The following is a 23197-nucleotide window of genomic DNA, read 5'->3' as shown; positions in this document are numbered from 1 at the left end:
GAGGAGATACCCATGAAGTCGGACAAGAAGTCGGGCAAGACATGGCTTGGCAGGATCGCCGCGACCGCCGCACTCGCCGCCGCACTCGCCGTCACGGCCGCGGGCGGCGCGGCGCAAGCGGCCGGCACGCAGTATCGCGTCGGCGCGGCGGTCTACGGCATGAAGGGGCAGTTCATGCAGAACTGGGTGCGCGAAATCAAGGCGCATCCGGCCGTGAAGAACGGCACGGTGCAGCTGACCGTGTTCGACGGCAACTATGACGCGCTGACGCAGAACAACCAGATCGAAACGATGCTCACGCAACAATACCGCGGCATCCTGTTCGTGCCGATCGATACCCGGGCCGGGATCGGCGTCGCGAAGCGCGCGGCTTCGTCGGATACGCCGCTGATCGCGTCCAACACGATGCTGGCCACGCCGAACGTGCCGTACATCGGCAACGACGATGTAGAGGGCGGCCGTCTGCAGGCCGAAGCGCTGGCGAAGCAGCTCGGCGGCAAGGGCAGCATCGTGATCATCCAGGGGCCGATCGGTCAGTCGGCGCAGATCGATCGCGAGAAGGGCGAGATCGAGGTCCTCGCGAAGTATCCCGGTATCAAGGTCATCGAAAAGAAAACCGCCAACTGGTCGCGCGCCGAAGCGATGAACCTGATGGAGGACTGGCTCAATGCCCATCCGAAGGAGATCAACGGTGTCATCGCGCAGAACGACGACATGGCGCTCGGCGCGCTGCAGGCGATCAGGAACCGGGGCCTCGCGCCGAGGGACATTCCGGTCACGTCGATTGACGGCATGCCCGACGCGATCCAGGCCGCGAAGAAGGGCGAACTCACGACCTTCCTGCAGGACGCGCAGGCGCAATCACAGGGCGCGCTCGACCTCGTGCTGCGGCAACTGGTCGGGCCGGGCTACAAGCCGCAGTCGGTGATCTGGCAGCGCTACGCGAAGGATCTGAGGTGGGACGACGGCACGGCGAAGCGTTACATCCTGCCGTGGGTGCCCGTGACGCCGGCGAATGCCGACCAGTTGTACCGCCAGGTGACGGGTGGCTGATCAAGGAGCGGACATGACGGATCTTTGGGACAGGGCGTTCGACTTCAGCGGTCGGGTCGCGCTGGTGACGGGCGGCGCGGCCGGCATCGGCCATGCCTGTGCGCAATTGCTGGCGATGCGGGGCGCGCGCGTCGCGCTGGTCGACCGCAATCCACGGACTGCGCAAACGGCAGAGGCGTTGCCGGGAACGGCCGGCCAGCATGCGGGCTTCCTGCTCGACCTGCGCGATGGCGCCGCGGCGCAGGTTGCGGTCGACCTCGCGGTGGCCCGTTTTGGCGGGATCGATCTGCTCGTCAACAGTGCGGGGGTGGCGTTGCTCGACAAGGCGGTCGATGTCGACGAAGCCGCGTGGGATACCACGATGGCGATCAATCTGAAAGCGTCGTTCTTCATCGCGCAGGCCGTGGCCCGGCAGATGATCGCGAGCGAACGCCGCGGACGCATCGTCAATCTCGCATCGCAGGCGAGCGTCGTCGGGCTGGAGCGGCATGTCGCCTACTGCGCGAGCAAGGCTGCGATCGTCGGCATGACGAAGGTGCTGGCGATCGAATGGGCCCCCTACGGGATCACGGTCAATGCGGTTTCGCCGACGATCGTCGAAACGGAACTCGGCAAGCAGGCGTGGGCAGGCGAAGCCGGCGAGCGGGCCAGGCGCGAGATTCCGGCCGGGCGCTTCGCGCAGCCGGACGAGATTGCGGCGCTCGTACTGTATCTGCTGAGCGATGCGGCGGCGATGATCACCGGCGAGAACGTCGTGATCGACGGCGGCTACACCGTGCGTTGAACGCCGCCGGCCGTAGTGCAGCCGCAGGCAGCCGCATAGTCGGTAGTACGAACCGAAAAGGAAAGGAGACGTCTCATGTCGTCGATAGCCGAAGCGCTTTTGCCGGCGCAGCAAGCGGGCGGGCAGCGCATGGCGGGCGCGCTGCCGGACACCATGCGCGCCGTGGTGTGTCACGGGCCGCAAGATTACCGGCTGGAGGAGGTGCCGGTGCCGATACCCGGGCCGCACGAGATCCTGACGCGGGTGGAGCTGGTCGGTATCTGCATGGGGGACATCAAGACGTTTCGCGGCGTGCCGTCGTTCTGGGGCAATGCGATCCAGCCGCGCTACGTGAAGCCGCCGATGATCCCGGGTCATGAATTCGTGTGCCGCGTCGTGGCGCTGGGCCCGGGAGCGGAGAGCCGGGGCGTCCGGGTGGGCGAGCGCGTGATCTCGGAGCAGATCGTGCCGTGCTGGGACTGCCGCTTTTGCCATCACGGCCAGTACTGGATGTGCCAGAAGCACGACCTGTACGGCTTCCAGAAGAACGTGCAGGGGGCGATGGCGGAGTACATGATCTTCACGAAGGAAGGCATCGTGCACAAGGTGCCCGATGAGATTCCGCCCGATGAAGCGATCCTGATCGAGCCGCTGGCTTGTTCACTGCATGCCGCCGACCGCGCCGACGTCGGCTTTGACGACGTAGTCGTAGTGGCCGGCGCGGGGACGCTCGGGCTGGGCATCATCGGCGCGGTGCGCATGCGCAATCCGAAGCGGCTGATCGCGCTCGACATGAAGCCTGAGCGCGCCACGCTGGCGCTGCGCATGGGGGCCCACGAGGTGTGGAATCCGGCCGAGGCGAACGTGGTGGAGCGGATCCAGTCGATCACGGATGGCTACGGCTGCGACATCTACATCGAGGCGACGGGTCACCACCGCGCCGTCAATCAGGGGCTCTCGATGCTGCGCAAGCTGGGCCGCTTCGTCGAGTTCAGCGTGTTCAACGACGAGGCGACGGTCGACTGGTCGATCATCGGCGACCGCAAGGAGCTGGACGTGCTCGGGGCCCACCTCGGGCCTTACATGTATCCGCGCGCGATCGACTTCATCGGCTCGCGCAGGATCGACATGCGGGGTATCGTCACGCACCGTTTTCCGCTGTCGCAGTTTGCGCAAGCGTTCGCCGTGATGGAGCGCGGCGAGCAATCGTTGAAAGTCGTGCTGGATCCGCAGGGGTAATCCATGAACCGTGTCATCAATCATCCCGACCAGGTGGTCGAGGATATGCTGCGCGGCGTGCTGGCCGCGCATCCCGAGCTGACAGCCGATCCGGGCAACCCGCGCGTGATCGGCGTGGCGCGGCCGGCGAGGGGCAAGGTCGGCGTCGTGACCGGCGGCGGCTCGGGCCACGAACCGGCGTTTCTCGGCTATGCGGGACCGGGCCTGCTCGACGCGGTCGCGGTGGGCGAAGTGTTTTCGTCGCCGACCGCGAGGAGTTTTCTCGACGCGTTCCGGCGTGCCGACCAGGGTGCGGGCGTCGCTTGCCTCTACGGCAACTATGCGGGCGACAACATGAACGTGAAGATGGCCGTCAAGATGGCGGCTGCTCAGGGCATCGACGTGAAGACCGTGGTGGCGAACGACGATGTCGCGTCGGCGGGGCGCGACGAGCGGATCAAGCGTCGCGGCGTAGCGGGCGAGATCCTGATGTGGAAGGCCGGCGGCGCCCGCGCGGCGCTCGGCGGCGATCTGGATGCCGTGATCGCCAGCGCGCAGAAGGCGATCGACCATACCCGCTCGGTCGGCATCGGGCTGTCGGCCTGCACGATTCCGGCCAACGGCAAGGCGAACTTCCATATCGCCGATGGCGAGATGGAGCTGGGCATCGGCCATCACGGCGAACACGGCGTCAAGGTAACTCGCACGGTGCCGGCGAAGGACATGGCAGCGCTGATGCTCGACATCGTCCTGCCCGACTTCCCGCTCGAACGCGGCGAAGAGGTGTCGGTGCTGGTGTCGGGGCTTGGCGCGACGCCGCTGATGGAGCAATACATCCTGTATGCGGAGGTGGCCGCGCGCCTCGCCGAGGCTGGATTGTCGATTGGTTTTCGTTTCGTCGGCAACCTGTTCACCTCGCTGGAGATGATGGGCGTGACGCTGACCGTCACGCGGCTCGACGACGAACTGAAGCAGTTGCTGGCGGCGCCGTGCCGCAGTATCGGCCTGACGATGGGAGATGGCGCATGATGTCTACGCAAGGGTTGCCGCTGGCTGATGCCGGTTTTGTGGTGCGCGATCTCGTTGCCGTGATCCAGCGCCACCGCGACGAGTTGTCGGAGATCGACGCCGCCATCGGCGACGGCGATCACGGTATCAACATGAACAAAGGATTCAGCCAGTGCGGCGCGCAACTCGAGGCGCGCGGCGAGGTGAGTTTGCCCATCGCGCTCGAGCTGCTGTCGCTATCGTTGCTGGAAGGCATTGGCGGTTCGATGGGGCCGCTCTATGGCAGTTTTTTCATGGAATTCGCCGGACCGTTGAGGGACCAGCAGCGGCTGGGCGCGGCCCTGTTCGGCGCGTCGCTGTCAGCCGGCCTGGCCGGCGTACAGGCGCTCAGCGACGCGAAGGTTGGCGACAAGACGCTCATGGATACGCTCGTGCCAGCCGAAACGGCATTTCATGCAGCATTGCACGCCGGCCAGGATTTCCGGCAGGCGCTGATGGCGATGAGCGCGGCCGCCGAGCGCGGCAAGCAGTCCACCCGCGCCATGCAGGCACGGATCGGTCGGGCATCGCGTCTCGGTGAGCGATCGGTCGGGACGCTCGATGCGGGAGCCGCCTCGTGCTGCCTGATTCTGTGCAGCATGGCGGCGTCGATCGCGGCGCGGCTGGACGGTGGGCCGCAGGGCGCGCCATCGTGACCCCTTCAGACCGGCGAATACAGCATCGAAACCTGGGGAAATCGCCTGCGATTGGCTGAATGCGCCGGCATTTCCATCCCAAATCATGAACTGCCTCAGGCACCGGCAAGCCTGTGCTGCTGTCGCGTCGCTTCGAATTGGGCGATGTATATCTGATGTCAATACACCCTGGGGCAGGACCAACCAGGGCAGATGACGTAACCCGCGTTCGGCCACGTTGAGCCGACGCGGGTTTTTTGCTTTTGTCGAGTCCGCCTGCGTACCATCTCCAAGCCTTCGAGTTTCAATGCTTGAGGCAGGTGTCCGCGTTCTTCCAGGTGCAAACGTCGAGCCCGGTATGAACGATGGGTTTCACCGTCTTCCCCTCAGCCAGATCGCGCATCACCATCGCAGCCTGATAGCCCATTTCCTCGGGCCGCTGCCCGACCAGCGCGTTGACCTTGTGGTCCTTGAGCGCCTGCAGCTCCGGCCCGAGCGTGTCGGCGGAAACGATCACGAACTGCCCGCTGTTGATCTTGTCCATGATCGGCGCGACGACCTGCGAATAGGCTTCAGGGGCGAACAGCGGCCAGCCGCCCTCGAACACGAATGCCTGCAGCGTGCTCGCGTTCGCGGTGAGGGTGTCCTGCATCATCTGGTTCGCCTTTGCGGCGTCGTCGTTCACGTAGAGCGGGCAGGCGCTGATTTCGTGCCAGTTGTTCTCGCCCGCCAGCTTCTTGATGCCCTTCTTGCCCGAGAGCACGTCGCGCGTGCCCTGGGCACGCTGGTTGATGTTCTCGGCCGCGGGGTTGCCCATCACGAGGCAGATGTTGCCGCCTTTGGGCATGAGCGTCTTCAGCTGCTCGCCGAGCTTGACGCCCAGCTCGTAGTTGTCGGTGCCGACATACGCCTTGCGCAGCGACTGGTCCTTCGGCAGCAGATCGGCATCCGCGGTGATGATCGGGATCTTCGCGTTGCGGCGGCGAATCACTTCGGCGATGGCCGGCGCGTTCGACGGCGAGATCGCAATCGCCGCGACGCCCTTGGTCAGCAGGTCGTCGACGATCTGCACTTCGGCGCTCTCGTCCGCGGCTGTCGCGGGTCCGGTGTAGTAACAGTTGTAGCCCTGCTTGCCGAGCTCCTTGTTCGCCCGGTCGCAGCCCTGGTGCATGAGATCGAAGTAGGGATTGTCGAGGCCCTTCACGACCAGTGCGAGGGTCTTGTCGGCTGCGCACGCGGAAGAGGCCAGCATGGCGAGCCCTCCGATCGCAGCGAGATATTTCCACGCTTTCTTCATGGTTTCCTCCGGTTCGGCGCCGGTTGTACGGCGCGCGTGTCTCGTACGGTTATCGTCGTCGGAAGGAAAGCCCGCGCCCGTGCCTTGGGCTTCCTGCGGAACCTGGTACTACGCGTGATGGCTGGCGTCCGGTGGTTCCGCGTGTCGTCCGGTCGTGCCTCCCTTCCACTGCGCGCCCGCCGCATGTCGCGACCGGCGTGCCCGAAGACCGTTCACTCTCCTCGTCGTTCGCCGCCGAGCCGGTTGAACAGCACGGCGATGATGATGAAGCCGCCCACCACGGTTCCTTGCCAGAACGAGTCGACGCCTAGCAGGATCAGGCTGTTGCGGATCACTTCGATGAGCGCCGCGCCGACGATGGTGCCGAAGGCGCTGCCCACGCCGCCCGCGAGATTGGTGCCGCCGATCACGGTCGCGGCGATCACGCGCAGTTCGTCGCCGGTGCCGAGGCCCGTCGTGACCGCGCCTAGCCAGCCGACTTCGAGGACGGCCGCGACGCCCGCCATCAGGCCGCCGAGCACATAGACCGAGCAGATCACGCGGCGCACCGGCACGCCGGTGAGATTGGCCGCGTGGCGGTTGCCGCCGACCGCGAAGACATAGCGGCCCCAGCGCGTGAAGGCGAAGGCGAACCAGAACAGCACGCCGAGGACGACCAGGAACCAGACGGGATTGGCCACGCCCAGCGTTTTGCCGCCGCCGAGTGCGAGGAGCATTTTGCCGTCGGGCCCGAAATCGAAAATGGTCCGGCTGCCGGAGATCACGAGCGCGAGGCTGCGGCCCACGCTGAGCATGCCGAGCGTCACAACGAAGGGCTGCATGTCGAGATAGGCAATGAGCAGGCCGTTCACGAGACCGACGAGCCCCGCAGTGAGCAGGCCGAGCCCGATGCCGGCCCAGATCGGGTAGCCCGCGTTCATCGTGACGGAAAGCACGATACCGCTGAGTCCGATCGTCGAGCCCACTGAAATGTCGATGCCGCCCGTGACGATGATGGCCATCATGCCTAGCGCGACGATGGCGACGAAGGCGAAGTTGCGCGTGACGTTGAAGAGGTTTTGCTGCGTGGCGAATGTCGAAGTGACGATCGAAAGCAGGACGCAGGCGACCAGCGTGGCGAGCACCACCCAGAACACCTGGCTCGCGAGCAGCCCGCTCCAGCGGGTGTGGGTTTTCGCGGATTGGGGGTCGTCAAGCAGGGTAGGCATGGGTTTGTGGCTTTGCGGCGCATCGTTCAATTTCCGTGTCTCCTGTCGGCCGCACTTAGCGCTTTAGCGCTTAGTGCGGCCCCATGCAGAGCGGTCGGCTCGCATTTAGCGCTTTAGCGCTTAGTGCGGCCCCATGCAGAGCGGTCGGCTCGCATTTAGCGCTTTAGCGCTTAGTGCGGCCCCATGCAGAGCAGTCGGCTCGCACTTGGCGCTTCAGCGCCTGGTGCGGCCCCACGCAAAGCAGTCCCGCGCTGCGCATATCACGCCGCGGCAATGGCACCCGTGATGAGGCCGGTAACCTCTTCTGGCGAAGACGCCGCGGCCTCCTTGTCAGCGACCTTGTGGCCGCGCCGCATGACGACCACGCGATGGGCGACCTCGAAAACATCAGGCATGCGATGACTGATCAGAATGACGGCGATGCCATGCTCGGAGAGGCGCTTGATGAGATCGAGCACCTGCACGACCTGGCGCACGCTGATCGCAGCGGTGGGTTCATCCATGAGCACGAGCCTAGCCTCGGACAGACGCGTACGCGCGATCGCCACCGCCTGCCGCTGGCCGCCCGACATCTGCCGGACGAGATCGCGTGGCCGCGTTTCGGACTTCAGTTCCTTGAAAAGCTCGCCGGCGCGCCGGTACATGGCCGCGTGATCGAGAACGCGCAAGGGCCCTATGCCGATGCGCGGCTCGCGGCCGAGAAAGACATTGGCGGCCGCCGTGAGGTTGTCGCAGAGCGCGAGGTCCTGATAGACGACTTCGATGCCCTTGGCGCGGGCGTCGACGGGGCGGCTGAAATGCACCGGCTTGCCATCGATGAGAATCTCGCCGTGAGAGGGTGGGAAATTGCCCGCGATCACCTTCACCAGCGTCGACTTGCCGGCGCCGTTGTCGCCCATGAGGCCGACCACCTGGCCCGGCTCGAGACTCAACGTGACGTCGTTCAGCGCATGAATGGCGCCGAAGTGCCTGGAAACGCCTCTGAGCTCAAGAAGACTCATGGACTGTCTCGCTCGCGCTTGTGGGGCCGCCCGCTGCATTGGCGGGGGCGGCGGGAAGATGTGCTAACCAGCTTTTTTTTAGAGCACGATCGGGCTTTTAGCAAGACTATTTCGCTACGCGGTTCCGCTGCGCTGCCAGCAGGCCGCCGATGAGATAAAATTGCGTTTTCGCCGAAAACCCCCGCCAGGCGGCCCTGGCGCGCGTCGTCCGTACGGCGTCAAGCCTCCAGCGGCATCGCACTCGTTCCCTTGAGTTCATCGAGACAGACGATCGATTGCACGCTGTTGACACCGGGCGCGCGCATCAGCGTATCGAGCAGGAACTCGGAGAGCGCCTTGAGGTCGCGCGCCACCACCTTCAGCACGTAGTCGATATCGCCAGTCACGGAGTAGCACTCCTGCACCTGCGGCAACGTCGCGACGAGTTCCTTGAACTTGACGAGCTCGCGCATGTGCCCGCGTTCCATCGTCACCTGAATGAAGGCGACCACGCCGAAGCCGAGCGCCTGCGCGTCGAGTCGCGTCTCGTAACGCCGGATCACGCCGAGCTCCTCGAGCCGTCGGTGACGCCTCAAGGTCTGCGCGGGCGAGAGCTTGATCGCGGCCGCGAGTTCGAGGTTCGAGGCGCGGCCGTGCTGCTGGAGCGCGGCGAGAAGCCGCATGTCGATCGTGTCGAGCGCGAAGTTCTGCATTTATCTTGCGTGAGATGGGTCAGTGGCGAGAGCTAATTGTATCAATCAGGGTTTGCCTGCGTACGAGATGAAATCCTATTTTCCCGCGCCAACTATACACTGGGCGCACCCGATCGGGCTGGCGGCCAGATCCGTCAAGCCTGGCAGCGCGCCGGCGCAGAACGTTGCGCGCGCAATTTTATTTCGTGGAGCGGAGCCGGCGTCTTATCCGGATGCTTTGGCCCCGTGCAGATAAATCGGAGACAGGAAGAGACATGGTTTCAAACGACACGCGTGAAAATCGCGGCCAGCTAAAGCGCGGCCTGAAGAATCGTCATATCCAGCTCATTGCGCTGGGCGGGGCGATCGGCACGGGCCTGTTCCTCGGCATTGCACAGACGATTCAGACCGCCGGCCCCGCGGTGCTGCTCGGCTACGGCATTGCCGGCTTCATTGCGTTCTTCATCATGCGGCAGCTGGGCGAGATGGTCGTGGACGAGCCCGTCGCCGGTTCGTTCAGCTACTTCGCCGACAAGTACTTCGGCCCGTTCGCGGGCTTTCTCTCGGGCTGGAATTACTGGGTGCTCTATGTGCTCGTGAGCATGGCCGAGCTTTCCGCGGTCGGCATCTACATGCACTACTGGTGGCCGACGTTGCCCACCTGGGTCTCGGCGCTCGTGTTCTTCGTCGTCATCAACGGCATCAACCTCACGAGCGTGAAGTCATACGGCGAACTCGAATTCTGGTTCGCGATCATCAAGGTCCTGGCGATCGTCGGCATGATCGGCTTCGGCGGCTGGCTGCTGTTCTCGGGCTCGGCGGGTCCCGAGGCGGGCGTCTCGAACCTCTGGCGCAACGGCGGGTTCTTCCCGCACGGCGTCTCGGGTCTCGTCATGGCGATGGCGGTCGTGATGTTCTCGTTCGGCGGGCTGGAGCTCGTGGGCATTACCGCGGCCGAGGCCGACGATCCCTCGCACACCATTCCGCGCGCAACCAATCAGGTGATCTATCGCATCCTGATTTTCTACATCGGCGCGCTCGCCGTGCTGCTCTCGCTTTACCCGTGGCAGAAGGTCGTGGCGGGCGGCAGCCCCTTCGTGCTGATCTTCCACGCGATGAACAGTGACCTCGTGGCCAACGTGCTCAACGTCGTCGTGCTGACGGCGGCGCTGTCGGTCTACAACAGCGGCGTGTACTGCAATAGCCGCATGCTCTACGGCCTCGCGCAGCAGGGCAATGCGCCGAGAGCGCTGCTCAAGGTGAGCCGGCGCGGCATTCCGCTCGCGGCGCTCGGCGTCTCGGCGTTCGTCACGGCCGCGTGCGTGATCATCAACTACTTCATGCCGGGCAAGGCCTTCGAACTGCTGATGGGGCTCGTGGTGTCCGCGCTCATCATCAACTGGGCGATGATCAGCCTCATCCACCTGAAGTTCCGCCGCGAGAAGGCGCGCGCGCACCAGACCACCGCGTTCCGCAGCCTCGGCTATCCGCTCACGAATTACGTATGCCTCGCGTTCCTTGGCGGCATTCTCGTTGTAATGTATCTGATTCCGGATCTGCGGATTTCCGTGTATCTGATTCCGGTGTGGCTGGGCGTGCTTGGGCTCGCCTACCGACTGTGGCGCCGCAAGCCGGCGCCGGCGCTGCAACGCGGCGTGCCGGCTCCGTGAGCGACGGCCGCCGTCACCGTTCCGAATTTTCGTCCTGAGAGCTAAACAGCATGTTCGAACACATCGATGCCTACCCCGGCGACCCGATCCTCTCGCTCAACGAGAACTTCCAGAAAGACCCGCGGGAGAACAAGGTCAATCTGAGCATTGGCATCTACTTCGACGACGAAGGCCGCCTGCCGGTCATGAAGGCGGTTCACGCCGCCGAAGCGGCGATTCTCGCCGAGCCCGGTCCGAAGCCGTATCTGCCGATGGCGGGTTTCGCGCAGTACCGCGACGCCGTACAGGCGCTGGTGTTCGGCGGCGAGTGCCCGTCGCGCGCGGCCGGCCGGATCGCGACCGTGCAGACGCTGGGCGGCTCGGGCGCGCTCAGGGTCGGCGCCGATTTCATCAAGCGCTACTTCGCGGGCAGCCAGGTGTGGGTGAGCGACCCGACGTGGGAGAACCACCGCTTCATCTTCGAGCGCGCGGGCTTCACGGTGAACACCTATCCGTACTACGACGAGGTGACGGGCGGCCTGAAGTTCGAGGCGATGCTCTCGGCCATCGACGCGCTGCCGGCACGGAGCGTCGTGCTGCTGCACGCGTGCTGCCACAACCCGACGGGCGTCGATCTGGACCGCGCGCAATGGGAGCGACTGATCGACGTGCTGCAAAAACGCGATCTGCTGCCGTTCGTGGACATGGCGTATCAGGGCTTCGGCGCGGGCCTCGACGACGACGCCTTCGCGGTGCGCGAGCTTGCGCGCCGTGGCGTGCCGGCGCTCGTGGCGAACTCGTTCTCGAAGAACTTCTCGCTCTACGGCGAGCGCTGCGGCGGCCTGCATGTGATCTGCGAGGACTCGGCCGCCGCCGACCGCGTGCTCGGCCAGCTCACGGGTTCGGTCCGCGCGAACTACAGCAATCCGCCGACTCACGGTGCGAAGATCGTGACCCGCGTGCTCTGCACGCCGGACTTGAAGGCATCGTGGGAGCAGGAGCTGGCGGCGATGTGCGAGCGCATCGCCCGCATGCGCGTCGCGATCCACGATGGCCTGCGCGCCCACGCAAGCGAAGCGGCGCTCGCGCGTTACCTGAAGCAGCGCGGCATGTTCACGTACACGGGCTTGAGCGAGAAGCAGGTCGAGCGGCTCAAGGCGGAGTTCGGCGTGTATATCCTGCGTTCGGGCCGCATGTGCGTGGCGGGCCTCAACGAGAAGAACGTGGGCGTGGTGGTCGACGCGGTCGGCAAGGTGATGAAGGACTAAGGCAGTGACGGGGCGGGGCGCCCCGGTATCCTTCGAGCGCCGCGGGTCTGCACGGATCGTATCGTGCAGACCCGTGGCGCTTTCGCATTCCTCTGTCAAAACCGCATGCCCGCACGACAACCGCCGGCGGTTCCGCCGCCGCTGCCGCCAACTGCTCCACAGAACAGACCGCAGCCGGAAAGGCTCACGGCCAGCAGGCAACACAGGGCGGCGAGGCCGAGCCGGCGCGCGGTCGGTCGTTTGGACGAGGGGCGTCGTTTCATCATGGAGGGCGAAGAAAAGCGCGAACCAGGGGAGGGCCCCAGCGGGTCCGATGGCCTCACCCTACGCCTCGACCGCCGCGTGTGTCATCGGACGAATCCCTGTTTTCTGTGTGCGCTCATTCATCCCGCATCGTTTGCTAGTCTGTCAAGGTGTGATCGATTGGCGACGCGCCCGCCCGGCGCGCGCGGTCTTCCAGGTCTTACCCTGATAGAATGCGTGAGCCGCAACGTAGTGGATCGCTGATGAAATTGCTTGATGCTCTCGTCGAACAACGGATTGCCGCCGCAGCCGCGCGCGGCGAACTCGACGACCTGCCCGGCGCCGGGGCGCCGCTGGAACTCGACGACGACCTGCTCGTGCCCGAAGAAGTGCGCATAGCCCACCGCATCCTGAAGAACGCGGGGTTCGTGCCGCCCGCAGTCGAACAGCTGCGAGCCTTGCGCGACCTCGAGGACGAATTCGCCACTGTGGGTGACAAGGCCGCGCGTTGCCGTCTGCGCGCTCGCATGCTCGCGCTCGACATGGCGCTCGAATCGCTGCGCGGCGGGCCCATGGTCGTGCCGCAGGAATACCGCCGCCGCATTGCGGAGCGCCTGTCCGAGCGCGTTGCCGGCGAGCCCGTGTCCCCGGGGCTGGCGGCGGGGGCGGCGTGACGGGCACGCGCGTCCCGCCCGAGGCGCCGCAAAGCGAGCGCAATGAGGCACACGCGGCGGCCTCGTCGGATGACTCGGTTCCCGCCCATGCATGCCTGGCCACGCCCCAGCCCGATTGCGGCACACGCGACCGCCATTTCATGCGCCTCGCGCAGGCCGCCGCCGATGAGGCGCGCGCAGCCGGCGAAGTGCCCGTAGGCGCAGTGCTCGTGTGCGGCGACAAAGTCATCGCCTCGGGCTTCAATCATCCGATCAGCGCGCACGATCCTTCCGCGCACGCCGAAATGGCAGCCCTGCGCGCAGGCGCTCAGGCGCTGGGTAACTACCGCTTGCCCGGCTGCGAACTCTATGTGACCCTTGAACCGTGCCTGATGTGCGCCGGCGCGATCATGCATGCGCGCATCGCGCGGGTGGTGTTCGGCGCCCACGACCCGAAAACGGGCGCGTGCGGCAGCGTGGTCGATGCTTTTGCCAACGAGCAACTGAATCATCATACGAACGTTACGGGCGGCGTGCTGGCGGACGAGTGCGGCGAGGCGTTGCGCGCGTTCTTCGCCGAGCGCCGCCGCGCGAGCCGCGAGGCGCGCCGGGCGGCGCGCGCGCAGGCCGAGGAAGCGCTGACGCGCACCGGTGCCGCCGGTGCGGACGAATCTCCGGGCTGAATCGCATTCACATGACCATTCATCGCACCATCGACCTGATTGCACCTTCCGGTTATCCGAACGATTCCGATGCGGTGCATCGTGCGCTTGCGCGGTTGCGGGCGCAGGGCCATCGCGTCGATGGCGTGCAGGCTACGGAACGGCGCTATCAGCGCTTCGCCGGGACTGACGGCCAGCGCGCCGCGGAGTTGAACCGGCTCGCCGACCCGTCGCGCGACCTGCCCGACATCGTGCTCGCCGTGCGCGGCGGCTATGGCGCGGTGCGCATCCTTCACGGTCTCGACTACGAAGGGCTGCAGCGGCGCTTGACCGATCAGCCCATCGCGTTCGTGGGGCATAGCGACTTCACTGCCATCCAGCTCGCGCTGCTCGCGCGCGCCGGGCTGACGACTTTCGGCGGCCCGATGCTCGTGAGCGACTTTGGCGCGGAGAGTGTCAGCAAGTTCACGATGCATCATTTTTGGGAGACGCTATCCAGGCCGACGTACACGCTGAAGGTGAAGGCGCCCCAGACGCATTCGACGAACGTATCGGGCACCCTTTGGGGCGGCAATCTGGCCGTACTGACTTCGCTGATCGGCACGCCCTATATGCCGGTGGTCGAAGGCGGCATCCTGTTCGTCGAGGACGTCAACGAGCAGCCTTTCCGCATCGAACGGATGATTTATCAGCTGCACCTGGCCGGTATCCTTGCGCGCCAGCAGGCGCTCATCCTCGGCGATTTCTCGGGCCACAAGGAATTCGACTACGACAACGGCTACGATCTGCGCGAAATGGTCGAGCAGGTGCGCGCCGTGGCCGGCATCCCGGTGATTACGGGCCTGCCATTCGGCCATATTCCGGATATGGTCACGCTGCCGATGGGCGCGCCCGGGCAGTTGATTTCCACGCCGCACGGCTTCGAGTTGACCGTCAGCGGCTATCCGCATCTGGGTTGATTGCAGGCAGGTTCAAGCGCTTTCGGGCGCTTTTTTCATTGAGATTCGTGCAACTAACGGCCAAGTCTGCCCGCGATCGACCTGTGCAAGTAGCGAAGCCGTCGCGGCAAATTGTTGACAAAAAACTCGGCCAAATTGGGGCGTCGAATCACCATGCGGGTGCTCAATTCCCAGATATGAAGCGGCATTCACCGATACGAGGCATCTGTAGGCCAAAGCGTCCGTGGGGATCTTCCCCAGGTTCGCCGATAAAATTGTTGACAATATTTATGTCCAATCTAGGATACCCAACATAGAGATATGAGCCATGCGAAAGACCGATATCGCCGCCGAAGCAACTGGCATGAAGCCCGAGACGGTCGCCGCGCGAATCCGCGCTGCGATTCTCGAGCACCGGCTGCCGCCCGGCGCGAAGTTGACAGAAGCGCAGTTGTGCGAAGTATTCGGCGTGAAGCGCGGCCCGATCCGGCAGGCGCTCGCGCTGCTGGCGAAGGACCATCTCGTGGACCTGGAGCCCAATCGCGGTGCGTTCGTCGCGAGCCCATCGCTGCAGGAAGTGCACGAGGTGTTCGAAATGCGGCGGATCATCGAGTTGGCCGTGGTGGGGCGCATCTGCAGCGCACAGCACGGCAACCGTCGCCTGAAGAGCATCGGCGAGACGATCCGGCGTGAGCGCAAAGCCTTCGAGAGTCGCGACTTCCCCACGTGGATTCGGCTCTCGGGCGAGTTCCACACGTCGCTCGCCACGCTTACGGGCAACACGGTGCTGTGCGATTGCCTGAACGGCCTCGTGGCGCGCTCGACGCTCATTTCGGCGCTCTACGAATCGCCGGGACGCAGCCCTTGTTCGTTCGACGATCACGAAGCGATTCTGGCCGCGCTCGAAGCCGGCGACGAGAAGAAGGCGGTCGATCTCATGGTGCGCCATTTGCAAGGCGTCGAGCTCCGCATGCTCGACCGCCCGGCGGGCGCATCGGTGGATCTGCAGGAAGTGTTCAGCACGCGTGAGCCAACGGCACTCGCACGCTGATCGGCCGCGAGGCCGGCAAGAAAGCGAATTGCAGTAAAGCGCGGCGGGCCACGACGAGGCCCGCCGCGGCTGAAAAGGATGGAGTGGGGCGCATGCACGGCATGCGCACGGCCTGGGCAGGCACGGTGTTGCAAGGGCGCGCGCAAGCGGCGACCGGCGCAGTGAGAGCCGCAGGCTGGACCATTCGGGGATATCGCGGCGGCCGCGCCCAGCGCCGGTTCGCACGCGTTTCGAGGCGTTCAGGCGTCTTTTTTCCGTCGGCGTATCCATCCCAAGGAGCGGATCATGGCTCAGTTCAGCGCATCACCAGGCAGCCCGGCAGTGCCCAACTTCGAATCCCCCGAAAGCAGCGAGTCCGCGGACCACCCGCGCTTGCCGGCCGGCTACAGCGAGCGGCTCTACAATCACGACCTCGCGCCTCTCAAGGAACAGACCTGGGGCGCGTACAACATCTTCGCGTTCTGGATGTCCGACGTGCACAGCGTCGGCGGCTATGTGTTCGCGGGCAGTCTCTTCGCGCTCGGCCTCACGAGCTGGCAGGTGCTCATTGCGCTGCTCGTCGGCATCTCCATTGTCAACGTGCTCTGCAACCTCATCGCAAGGCCGAGCCAGCGGCACGGCGTGCCCTATCCGGTGGCGTGCCGCGGCACTTTCGGCGTGCTCGGCGCGAACGTTCCCGCCGTGATCCGCGGCCTGATCGCCGTGGCGTGGTACGGCATCCAGACCTATCTCGCTTCGAGCGCGCTCGTCATCGTCGTGCTGAAGTTCGTCCCGCAACTGATGCCGTACGCCGATGTCCACAAGCACGGCATGCTCGGGCTTTCGGCGATCGGCTGGGCCGGCTTCATGACGCTCTGGGTGCTTCAGGCGTTCGTGTTCTGGAACGGCATGGAGACCATCAAGAAGTTCATCGACTTCGCGGGGCCCGCGGTTTATGTGGTGATGTTCGCGCTCGCGGGCTATATGGTGTATCGCGCGGGCTGGCAGAACATCGGCCTGAATCTCGGCGGCGTGAAGTATCACGGTGCCGAAGTGATTCCAGTGATGATCACCGCGATCTCGCTCGTGGTGTCGTATTTCTCCGGGCCGATGCTCAATTTCGGCGACTTCTCGCGCTATGGCAAGTCGCTCAAGAGCGTCCACAGGGGCAACTTCTGGGGGCTGCCGGTCAACTTCCTCGCGTTCTCGCTCGTCACGGTCATCACGACTTCTGCCACGCTGCCTGTATTCGGAGAACTGATTACCGATCCGGTGGAGACGGTGGGCCGCATCGATCATCCCACCGCCGTGATTCTCGGCGCGCTCACGTTCACGATTGCGACCATCGGCATCAACATCGTCGCGAACTTCGTCTCGCCCGCGTTCGACTTTTCCAACGTGGCGCCGCGCCTGATCAGCTGGCGCGCGGGCGGCATGCTCGCCGCCGTGGCGTCGATCTTCATCACGCCCTGGAACCTCTTCAACAATCCGGCTGTGATCCACTACACGCTCGACGTGCTCGGCGCGTTCATCGGGCCTTTGTACGGTGTCCTGATCGTCGACTTCTATCTCGTGAAGCGCGGCCGTCTTGCCGTGGACGACCTCTACACGGTGTCGCCGAATGGCGCGTACTGGTACCGCAACGGCGTGAACTGGCGCGCGGTGGCGGCGCTGCTGCCCGCGGCGGTGATTGCGGTTCTTTGCGTCATGGTGCCTTCGTTCAGCGGTGCCGCCAACTTCTCGTGGTTCGTCGGCGCGGCGCTCGGGGCGTTGTTCTATCGCGCCGCGACCTTCGGCGAGCGCGCTCGCGCCAACGCATGAGCGGCATGCGATATCGGGCATCGACGAAGGAACCGACATGCGTATCAAACTGATCAATCCCAATACCACCCAGCGCATGACCGCAGCGATGGAGCAGTGCGCGCGCGCGATCATCGCACCGGGCACCGAGCTCGTGGCGGTGAGCCCGACGATGGGCCCGCCATCGATCGAAGGCTATTACGACGAGGCGCTCGCGACCCCCGGCCTGCTCGCCGAAGTGGAGGCGGGCGAGCGCGAAGGCTTCGACGGCTACGTCATCGCGTGCTTCGGCGACCCGGGCCTCTACGCGGCGCGCGAACTGGCGCGCGGCCCGGTGGTCGGCATCGCCGAAGCCGCGATGCATGCAGCGAGCGTGCTGGCGCCGGGCTTCTCGGTCGTCACGACGCTCTCGCGCACACGTGCAATGGCCTGGCATCTTGCGGAGCGCTATGGCATGACGCGCTTTTGCCGCAACGTTCGCGCCATCGACGTTGCCGTGCTCGAACTCGATGAGCCGGGCTCGGCTGCGCGCCGTGCGATCGTCGACGAGTGCCGCCGCGCGCTCGAAGAAGACGGCGCCGACGCGATCGTGCTCGGCTGCGCGGGGATGACGAGCTTGTGTGCGCAAGTGGAGGAGGCGTTGGGCGTGCCGGTGATCGACGGCGTGACGGCCGCCGTGAAGTGGGTGGAGGCGCTGGTCGCGCTGCGCCTCACGACGGCCAAGCGCGGCGACTTCGCGCGGCCGCTCGCCAAGCGCTACGACGGCGACTTCGCGCGCTTCAGCCCCGGCACGCCTGCGCCTGTCACGGAAACGCCGCCGCCGGTGCGGCCGCTGCGTTACGGGTAAACGCGCAACGCGTGCAGGCCGGCGCGGCCGGCCGGTCCCACGACCGGCTGGCCGGCACATACACCTCGCTTGACCCGTACTATCCGGGCGTGCGTATGGGCGCGTACCGGTGATTTCGCTACACTGGTCCAGTCCTGTCAGCAGGCTGCGCGGACGTTGCGCCGTGCCTCGTGCGCTTCGCGGCGCCTCGCCGTTGCGCGGAATTTCCGGTTCATCCTCTCTTCGATTGATTCGACCAGCATGCCACTCGATCCCCACTATCCCCGCGATCTGATCGGTTATGGCCGCCATCCCGTGCAGGCCAACTGGCCCGGCCGGGCGCGCGTCGCGGTGCAGTTCGTGCTCAACTATGAAGAGGGCGGCGAAAACTGCGTGCTCCATGGCGACCCCGCCTCCGAGCAATTCCTCTCCGAGATCGTGGGCGCCGCTGCTTATCCGGCGCGCCACATGAGCATGGAGTCGATCTACGAATACGGCTCGCGAGCCGGCGTATGGCGCATCCTGCGCGAGTTCGAGAAGCGCGGCCTGCCGCTTACCGTGTTCGGCGTGGGCATGGCGATCGAGCGTCACCCCGAGGTCGCGCGCGCGTTCGTCGAACTGGGCCACGAGATCGCCTGTCATGGCTATCGCTGGATTCACTACCAGGACGCGTCGCCCGCACGGGAAGCCGAGCACATGAGGCTTGGCATGGAAGCGATCGAGCGCGTGACGGGCGTGCGTCCGCTCGGCTGGTACACGGGCCGCGACAGTCCCAACACGCACAGGCTGGTCGCCGAATACGGCGGCTTCCTTTACGACTCCGACTACTACGGCGACGACCTGCCGTTCTGGATGGACGTGGAAGTCACGGGCGGCAAGACCATGCCGCAACTGATCGTGCCTTACACGCTCGATACGAACGACATGCGGTTCGCCACGCCGCAAGGCTTCAACACGGCGGACCACTTTTTCACATACCTGCGCGACGCATTCGACGTGCTGTATGAGGAAGGCGACGAAGCGCCGAAGATGATGTCGATCGGCATGCACTGCCGCCTGCTCGGACGCCCCGGGCGCTTTCGCGCACTGCAGCGCTTTCTCGACCACATCGAAAAACACGAGCACGTGTGGGTCACGCGCCGCGTGGACATCGCGCATCACTGGCGCGAACATCACCCCTATCAACCGCAGCAGAACGACCACCGCGGGGCCGCCGCATGAAGGCCATGCACTACACCCTCGACCAGCTCAATCAAGCTTCGACCGATGCCTTCGTGGCGGCGCTTTCGGGCATCTTCGAGCACTCGCCCTGGGTAGCCGCCGCGGCCGCGCAACAGCGTCCGTTTGCGAGCATCGACGCGTTGCATCGCACGATGTCGCAGGCCGTGGAAACTTCGGGCGAAGCAAAACAGCTCGCGCTCATCAACGCCCACCCGGAGCTTGCGGGCAAGGCCGCCGTGCGCGGCGAGCTGACCGCCGAATCCACTCGCGAGCAGAGCGGCGCGGGCCTTGACCAGTGTACGCAGGAAGAATTCGACAAGCTGCTCGCGCTCAACGGCGCGTATCGCGAGAAGTTCGGATTCCCATTCATTCTCGCGGTGCGCGGCTATGACCGCCACGGCATCATCGCGAATTTCGAGGCGCGCATGAACAACAGCCGCGCGGATGAGATGCGCGCGAGCCTCGACCAGATTTACCGCATTGCGCGATTCAGGCTGGATGAACTGATCGACGCGTGACGTGGCGATGCGCCCCCCGGTCTTTCGCGCGAGGGCGCAGCGCCGTTTTTGACCTGCATAAAAGACATGAAGGAAGACAACGATGGCACTCCCGACTCTCGACCCCAATGCGCCTGATTTCACGCGTCGTTTCGTGAATCTCGCGGACCCGCGTCTGGGCGCGCAGGCGCTAGAGGCGAGCGACGACTTCTTCGCGCCTAAGGAGCGCATGCTCAGTCCGGAGCCGGCCGTCTTCATTCCGGGCAAGTACGACGAGCACGGCAAGTGGATGGACGGCTGGGAAACGCGCCGCAAGCGCACGACCGGGTATGACTGGTGCGTCGTGAAGCTCGCGCGCCCCGGCGTCATCAAGGGCCTCGACATCGATACGAGCCACTTCACGGGCAACTACCCGCCGGCGGCGTCGGTGGAAGGTGCGTACGTGGCCGAAGGCGCACCCGGCGCCGCGACGCAATGGACGGAAATCGTTCCTTCGACTTCGCTCAACGGCAACAGCCATCACTACGTGGAAGTGTCGAGCGAGAAGCCGTACACGCACCTGCGCGTGAACATCTATCCCGATGGCGGCATCGCGCGCCTGCGCGTGTATGGCCAGCCGCAGGTGGACTGGGCGGGCGCGAGCCGCACCGAACTCTTCGACCTCGCCGCGATGGAAAACGGCGCGTACCTCGTAGCGGCGAACAACCAGCACTTCGGCCTCGCTTCCACGCTGCTCATGCCGGGCCGCGGCGTGAACATGGGCGACGGCTGGGAAACGCGCCGCCGCCGCGAGCCTGGCAACGACTGGGCGATCATCGCGCTCGCGCAGCCGGGCATCATCAGGAAGATCGAAGTGGACACGGCGCACTTCAAGGGCAACTACCCCGACCGCTGCTCGTTCCAGGCGGCGCGCGTGACGGGCGGCACGGACAGCTCGCTCGTGACCCAGGCGATGTTCTGGCCAGTGCTGCTGGGCGAGCAGAAGCTGCAGATGGACAAGCAGCACTACTACGAAAGCGAGCTCGCGGCGCTCGGCCCTGTTACGCACGTGCGCTTCAACATCATCCCGGACGGCGGCGTGTCGCGCGTGCGTCTGTGGGGCACGCTCGCGTGATTCGCTGACGAGGCCACCATGAGTGAAACCAGGACCACGCTCACCATCGAATCGCTGACGAGCGAGGCATTCGCGCCGTTCGGCGACGTGATCGAGCTCGCGGGCGCGAAGCAGATCCCGATCAATCTCGGCACGACGATCCGCTTTCACGATCTCGCGAAGGTCGACGTCACGGACGAGGGCGGGCGACCGCTCATGAACCTCTTTCGCGGGCAGCCGCGCGAGCTGCCGTTCGAAGTGAGGATGCTCGAGCGGCATCCGCTGGGCAGCCAGGCGTTCGTGCCGCTCAACGACAAGCCGTATCTCGTGGTGGTCGCCCCGGCGGGCGAGCTGGACGTCACGAAGATTCGCGCATTCGTTTCGCGTGGCTGGCAGGGCGTGAACTACGCGAAGGGCGTTTGGCATCATCCGCTGATCGCGTTGGGGGAAGTGAGCGATTTCATCGTCGTCGATCGCGGCGGCGACGGGCTCAACCTCAACGAGCAGGATTTGCCGGAGTCGCTCTGGTTGACGCAAGAGGCGATGAAGGCTGCGATGCGCTGAGTCGCGAAGTTATGCAGCAGTACGAAGGAGCCACGGTTGGGACCGTGGCTTTTTTGCGTTCGGCGTGTGAAGCGCGGCGGCGGGTGTGTAGGGCGTAGGGCAGCTTTGTCGTAGCGCTGCTCGCACTGCGCTTCATGGAGGATGAGGCGCCTGGATGCCTTGTTCGGGCTGAGTCAGTGAGGTGTCGCGCGGGCGTGCACCCCAAGAGGTTGCCGCTGGGATCGCGATCTGTCCTCGTGCGGAGCGTGCGCTCGCTACGAGTCAATGCCTTGCGCAACACCTGCTTGAAGGGCGCACGCTTTCGCCTTCGTTGCGTCTCGTGGCCGGCCGGATACCCGATTTCATCGGGAGCCCGGTGCAGGCCTGCGATTTGCCGCGCGATCCACGCGACGCAGACGCCGCAAAAAGAGAAAGGACCCGAAGCGCATCGCACTTCGGGTCCCTCCGCTCATCTCAGAGCCCACGCAGCGCGATTCGCTCCGCGCGCGGCCATCTACATCACTGCTTCGCTCCGCCCTGGAACCAAGCGGCAATTTTCATGCGCTCATCGTCGGTCATGTGCGTGACGTTGCCAAGCGGCATCGCCTTGAGCGTCACGGCCTGCTGATACAGCCGCTGGGCGTTCTGCGAGATCTCGTCGGGCGTATCGAACATCACGCCGGCGGGTGCCGCGCCCATCATAGTCGGGTGGGCCGAGTGGCAAGCCGCGCAGCGCTGCTGCAGGATCGGCTGGATGTCGGCCACCTTGAGCGACGGTGCGTTGGCCGCTTCGGCCTGCGGCACGACCGGGCGGGGCAGCGTCCACACCAGCGCGACGAACATCAGCGCCACGCCGCCGATCGGCAGATACCACAGCTGCTGGCCGCGGTGACGCATCACGAAGAACTGGCGAATCAGCGCGCCGGCCAGCATGATCACCACGAGCACGGCCCAGTTCCAGGCGTGGGCATAGGTCATCGCGTAGTGGTTGGAGAGCATGGCGAACACCACGGGCAACGTGAAATACGTGTTGTGCACCGAACGCTGCTTGCCGCGCTTGCCGTAGATCGGGTTCGGCACTTCGCCCTTGAGCATCGCCGCGACCATCTTGCGCTGGCCGGGGATGATGACGAAGAACACGTTGGCCGACATGATCGTCGCGAGCATCGCGCCCATGATGAGATACGCGGCGCGGCCCGAGAAGATGTGGCACGCGAGGTAGGCGGCGATCACGACGTAGATGCCCACGCATACGCCGAGCAGCTTGTCCCGCGTGCCGAGCAGGCGGCACAGCGAGTCGTAGACGATCCAGCCTGCGGCGAGGAAGCCGAGCGCCGCGAAGATCGCCACCACGGGCCCCATGTCGAGCACGTTCTTGTCGATCAGATACGTGTTCGGCGCCATGAGGTAGAGCACCGTGAAGAGCGACGCGCCCGAGAGCCAGGTCGTGTACGACGGCCACTTCGACCAGTGCAGGTCGTCGGGCATTTCGGGCGGCGCGACGGTGTACTTCTGCATGTTGTAAAAGCCGCCGCCATGAACGTGCCACAGCTCGCCGAACACGCCGCGGCGGCGCTGGTTCGGGTCCGTTGGCGGTTTGAGGCTGTTGTCGAGCGCGACGAAATAGAACGACTCGCCAATCCAGGCGATCGCCGCGATGACGTGGAACCAGCGCAACGCGAGGTTCAGCCAGTCGGTAATAAAGCCTTCCATGAAACGCCTCCACTCCTGATGCAATGCGCGTGCGCTAACTGCGGGGTATGAGCGCGTCGCGCAGCCTGTGGCCGCTGGGCGACCCGTGCGCTGGCGCGCTACTGTTCTTGTTCATATGCCGTTGGCGGGCTCAATCAACCGGGCTAGATCATCGCCCGGCATGCCCTG

22 protein-coding genes are annotated in these 23197 nt (G+C 65.2%); 17 read left to right on the top strand and 5 right to left on the bottom strand.

What is annotated here, in order from left to right; all coding sequences use genetic code 11:
- Window positions 1-12: 12 nt before the first annotated feature.
- The 5 genes from BMI01S_RS08610 (at window position 13) to dhaL (ending at window position 4737) form a co-directional block, all read left to right on the top strand.
- The gene (locus BMI01S_RS08610; RefSeq protein WP_036045170.1) at window positions 13-1053 is read left to right on the top strand and encodes a substrate-binding domain-containing protein; all 1041 of its coding nucleotides are present in this window, start codon (window positions 13-15) and stop codon (window positions 1051-1053) included.
- A 13-nt stretch (window positions 1054-1066) separates the two neighbouring features.
- Window positions 1067-1837, top strand: a complete 771-nt coding sequence (locus tag BMI01S_RS08605) for an SDR family oxidoreductase (protein ID WP_028231254.1) — start codon at window positions 1067-1069, stop codon at window positions 1835-1837.
- A gap of 75 nt (window positions 1838-1912) precedes the next feature.
- Entirely contained in the window at window positions 1913-3055 is a 1143-nt protein-coding gene (locus tag BMI01S_RS08600) for an MDR/zinc-dependent alcohol dehydrogenase-like family protein (protein WP_028231255.1), read from the top strand.
- Between the two features lie 3 nt (window positions 3056-3058).
- Window positions 3059-4063 carry a dihydroxyacetone kinase subunit DhaK gene (locus tag BMI01S_RS08595; RefSeq protein ID WP_028231256.1) on the top strand — a complete coding sequence of 335 codons (1005 nt, stop codon included), beginning with the start codon at window positions 3059-3061 and terminating at the stop codon, window positions 4061-4063.
- Complete coding sequence (dhaL, locus tag BMI01S_RS08590; RefSeq protein WP_407669025.1) at window positions 4060-4737, top strand: dihydroxyacetone kinase subunit DhaL; 678 nt, start codon at window positions 4060-4062, stop codon at window positions 4735-4737. The genes BMI01S_RS08595 and dhaL overlap by 4 nt, the downstream gene beginning before the upstream one ends.
- A 283-nt stretch (window positions 4738-5020) precedes the next feature.
- Here dhaL and BMI01S_RS08585 read toward each other — a convergent pair whose 3' ends face one another.
- The 4 genes from BMI01S_RS08585 to BMI01S_RS08570 all read right to left on the bottom strand — a co-directional run bounded on the left by BMI01S_RS08585 (window position 5021) and on the right by BMI01S_RS08570 (window position 8914).
- Window positions 5021-6013, bottom strand: a complete 993-nt coding sequence (locus BMI01S_RS08585) for a sugar-binding protein (RefSeq protein ID WP_028211450.1) — start codon at window positions 6011-6013, stop codon at window positions 5021-5023.
- A 212-nt stretch (window positions 6014-6225) separates the two neighbouring features.
- Window positions 6226-7221, bottom strand: coding sequence for an ABC transporter permease (locus tag BMI01S_RS08580; protein ID WP_028211451.1), 996 nt, complete (start codon window positions 7219-7221; stop codon window positions 6226-6228).
- A 260-nt stretch (window positions 7222-7481) separates the two neighbouring features.
- Window positions 7482-8222 carry an ATP-binding cassette domain-containing protein gene (locus BMI01S_RS08575; RefSeq protein WP_028231257.1) on the bottom strand — a complete coding sequence of 247 codons (741 nt, stop codon included), beginning with the start codon at window positions 8220-8222 and terminating at the stop codon, window positions 7482-7484.
- A 218-nt stretch (window positions 8223-8440) separates the two neighbouring features.
- On the bottom strand, window positions 8441-8914 hold the full coding sequence (locus tag BMI01S_RS08570; protein WP_028231258.1) for an Lrp/AsnC family transcriptional regulator: 474 nt from the start codon (window positions 8912-8914) through the stop codon (window positions 8441-8443).
- 254 nt (window positions 8915-9168) lie between these two features.
- Between BMI01S_RS08570 and BMI01S_RS08565 the strand changes: the two genes are divergently transcribed.
- The 12 genes from BMI01S_RS08565 to BMI01S_RS08510 all read left to right on the top strand — a co-directional run bounded on the left by BMI01S_RS08565 (window position 9169) and on the right by BMI01S_RS08510 (window position 21337).
- Window positions 9169-10563, top strand: coding sequence for an amino acid permease (locus BMI01S_RS08565; protein ID WP_028231259.1), 1395 nt, complete (start codon window positions 9169-9171; stop codon window positions 10561-10563).
- Between the two features lie 50 nt (window positions 10564-10613).
- Complete coding sequence (locus tag BMI01S_RS08560; protein WP_028211455.1) at window positions 10614-11810, top strand: amino acid aminotransferase; 1197 nt, start codon at window positions 10614-10616, stop codon at window positions 11808-11810.
- A gap of 506 nt (window positions 11811-12316) precedes the next feature.
- Window positions 12317-12727 carry a DnaJ family domain-containing protein gene (locus tag BMI01S_RS08555; RefSeq protein ID WP_028211456.1) on the top strand — a complete coding sequence of 137 codons (411 nt, stop codon included), beginning with the start codon at window positions 12317-12319 and terminating at the stop codon, window positions 12725-12727.
- 95 nt (window positions 12728-12822) lie between these two features.
- Window positions 12823-13389, top strand: coding sequence for a tRNA adenosine(34) deaminase TadA (gene tadA / locus BMI01S_RS08550; RefSeq protein ID WP_036045186.1), 567 nt, complete (start codon window positions 12823-12825; stop codon window positions 13387-13389).
- An 11-nt stretch (window positions 13390-13400) separates the two neighbouring features.
- Window positions 13401-14327, top strand: a complete 927-nt coding sequence (gene ldcA / locus BMI01S_RS08545) for a muramoyltetrapeptide carboxypeptidase (protein ID WP_028211457.1) — start codon at window positions 13401-13403, stop codon at window positions 14325-14327.
- Between the two features lie 307 nt (window positions 14328-14634).
- Window positions 14635-15357: a GntR family transcriptional regulator gene (locus BMI01S_RS08540; protein WP_028211458.1), complete on the top strand. Its 723-nt coding sequence runs from the start codon at window positions 14635-14637 to the stop codon at window positions 15355-15357.
- A 285-nt stretch (window positions 15358-15642) separates the two neighbouring features.
- Entirely contained in the window at window positions 15643-17157 is a 1515-nt protein-coding gene (locus BMI01S_RS08535; RefSeq protein ID WP_042288886.1) for an NCS1 family nucleobase:cation symporter-1, read from the top strand.
- Window positions 17158-17194: 37 nt separating this feature from the next.
- Window positions 17195-17983, top strand: coding sequence for an aspartate/glutamate racemase family protein (locus BMI01S_RS08530; protein ID WP_028211459.1), 789 nt, complete (start codon window positions 17195-17197; stop codon window positions 17981-17983).
- 240 nt (window positions 17984-18223) lie between these two features.
- Window positions 18224-19183, top strand: a complete 960-nt coding sequence (gene puuE, locus BMI01S_RS08525) for an allantoinase PuuE (protein WP_028231260.1) — start codon at window positions 18224-18226, stop codon at window positions 19181-19183.
- Window positions 19180-19701, top strand: coding sequence for a 2-oxo-4-hydroxy-4-carboxy-5-ureidoimidazoline decarboxylase (gene uraD / locus BMI01S_RS08520; RefSeq protein ID WP_028231261.1), 522 nt, complete (start codon window positions 19180-19182; stop codon window positions 19699-19701). Before puuE ends, uraD begins: the two co-directional genes overlap by 4 nt.
- A gap of 82 nt (window positions 19702-19783) precedes the next feature.
- Window positions 19784-20794 carry an allantoicase gene (gene alc, locus BMI01S_RS08515; RefSeq protein WP_028211462.1) on the top strand — a complete coding sequence of 337 codons (1011 nt, stop codon included), beginning with the start codon at window positions 19784-19786 and terminating at the stop codon, window positions 20792-20794.
- 18 nt (window positions 20795-20812) lie between these two features.
- Entirely contained in the window at window positions 20813-21337 is a 525-nt protein-coding gene (locus BMI01S_RS08510) for an ureidoglycolate lyase (protein WP_028231262.1), read from the top strand.
- A 498-nt stretch (window positions 21338-21835) separates the two neighbouring features.
- Here the strand turns inward: BMI01S_RS08510 and BMI01S_RS08505 are convergent, their stop codons facing one another.
- Window positions 21836-23029: a urate hydroxylase PuuD gene (locus BMI01S_RS08505; RefSeq protein ID WP_028211464.1), complete on the bottom strand. Its 1194-nt coding sequence runs from the start codon at window positions 23027-23029 to the stop codon at window positions 21836-21838.
- Between the last annotated feature and the right edge of the window lie 168 nt (window positions 23030-23197).

Source organism: Paraburkholderia mimosarum LMG 23256 = NBRC 106338 (genome assembly GCF_000739815.1).
GTDB lineage: Bacteria > Pseudomonadota > Gammaproteobacteria > Burkholderiales > Burkholderiaceae > Paraburkholderia > Paraburkholderia mimosarum.
This window is presented reverse-complemented; position numbering and strand designations above follow the sequence as displayed.